3 protein-coding genes are annotated in these 1,115 nt (G+C 61.0%); all 3 read left to right on the top strand.

Translation table 11 applies throughout. The features are described 5' to 3' along the window. Positions 1 to 21: 21 nt before the first annotated feature. The 3 genes from AC04L7_RS19265 to AC04L7_RS19275 are packed head-to-tail and all read left to right on the top strand — an operon-like array spanning position 22 to position 1,049. Positions 22 to 471, top strand: coding sequence for an Arm DNA-binding domain-containing protein (locus AC04L7_RS19265; protein ID WP_475513784.1), 450 nt, complete (start codon positions 22 to 24; stop codon positions 469 to 471). Positions 472 to 493: 22 nt separating this feature from the next. Beyond that, positions 494 to 775: a type II toxin-antitoxin system RelB family antitoxin gene (gene relB, locus AC04L7_RS19270; protein WP_080642521.1), complete on the top strand. Its 282-nt coding sequence runs from the start codon at positions 494 to 496 to the stop codon at positions 773 to 775. Further along, entirely contained in the window at positions 762 to 1,049 is a 288-nt protein-coding gene (locus AC04L7_RS19275) for a type II toxin-antitoxin system RelE/ParE family toxin (protein WP_018904949.1), read from the top strand. Before relB ends, AC04L7_RS19275 begins: the two co-directional genes overlap by 14 nt. The last annotated feature ends 66 nt before the right edge of the window (positions 1,050 to 1,115 follow it).

Below are 1,115 nucleotides of genomic sequence, written 5' to 3' on the forward strand. Positions count from 1 at the left end.
CGTTCTTGCGCGTACCCCACGGTGTACCCCAGACTGCTWTTCAACCGCRRCCGATCTTGGGTACACCATGGGGCAACTCAGCGAGCTTCAGAWCARGGCGGCAGCGCCGCGRGGACAARGGAATATCCACTGGCGGACGGCGACGGTCTCTACCTTCGCGTGCGGCCGACCGGCAAGGCGTGGGTCTATCGCTACAAGCGGCATGGCAAGGAGGCCAAGCTCAGCATCGGGCACTACCCGGTGGTGACGCTGGCGGCGGCGCGCAGGAAGGCGCGTGCCGAAGCGCCGAGGCACAACCGGCAGCCAACGCCCCGGCTTTTGGGTCCATCTGGGACGTCGGGACAGTGCAAGCTAACGCTCTTTATCCGGCGCGGACCGCGAACTCGCTATGAAGGAAGGCTGGATGGCTCTTCATATTGCCACCATTTCGCATCTCAATTGAGATACAATTGGGCTCTACTTCAATACTGAGGCGACCGTGGCACAGACTTCAATGCTCCACGTCCGAGTGGACGATGACCTCAAGGCGCAGGCCACCGCCGCTCTGGCGAATGTCGGCCTGACCGTCTCTGACGCAATTCGCATTCTTCTGACACGCGTCATAAAGGAAGGGGGACTGCCGGCAGGGCTGGCGGTTGATGACTCTGCCCATGATGCGTGGTTTCGCGCGAAGGTTCGGGAAGCCTTGGAAGACCCCCGTCCGACCGTCCCTCACAAGCAAGTCATGGCTGAAGCACGGGACCTGATTGCCAAGAAGCGACGTGCTCGAACTTGAATGGCGCGAAGCGGCGCGCGTGGATCTGCTGTCCATCGTTGAGTACATCGCGCAGGACAACCTCGATGCAGCACTGGCACTCGTCACGGAAATCGAGGAAAAGGCCGAACAGTTGAGGGAGCAGCCTAAACTTTATCGGCCGGGGCGAGTCCGCGGGACACACGAGATGGTGGTACGGCCAAACTACGTGGTCGTGTATTCGGAATCAATGATTGCCGTGACGATTCTGCGTGTCTTGCACGCTGCACAGATGTGGCCGCCCGCACGCTCCTGATGGAGTGCCGTAGCCCGGATTGATGCTCGACTCGAGCTACACGGATCGCGTGTCCGCGCCCTGACA

Source organism: Pseudoxanthomonas sp. LjRoot204_2, assembly GCF_056175765.1.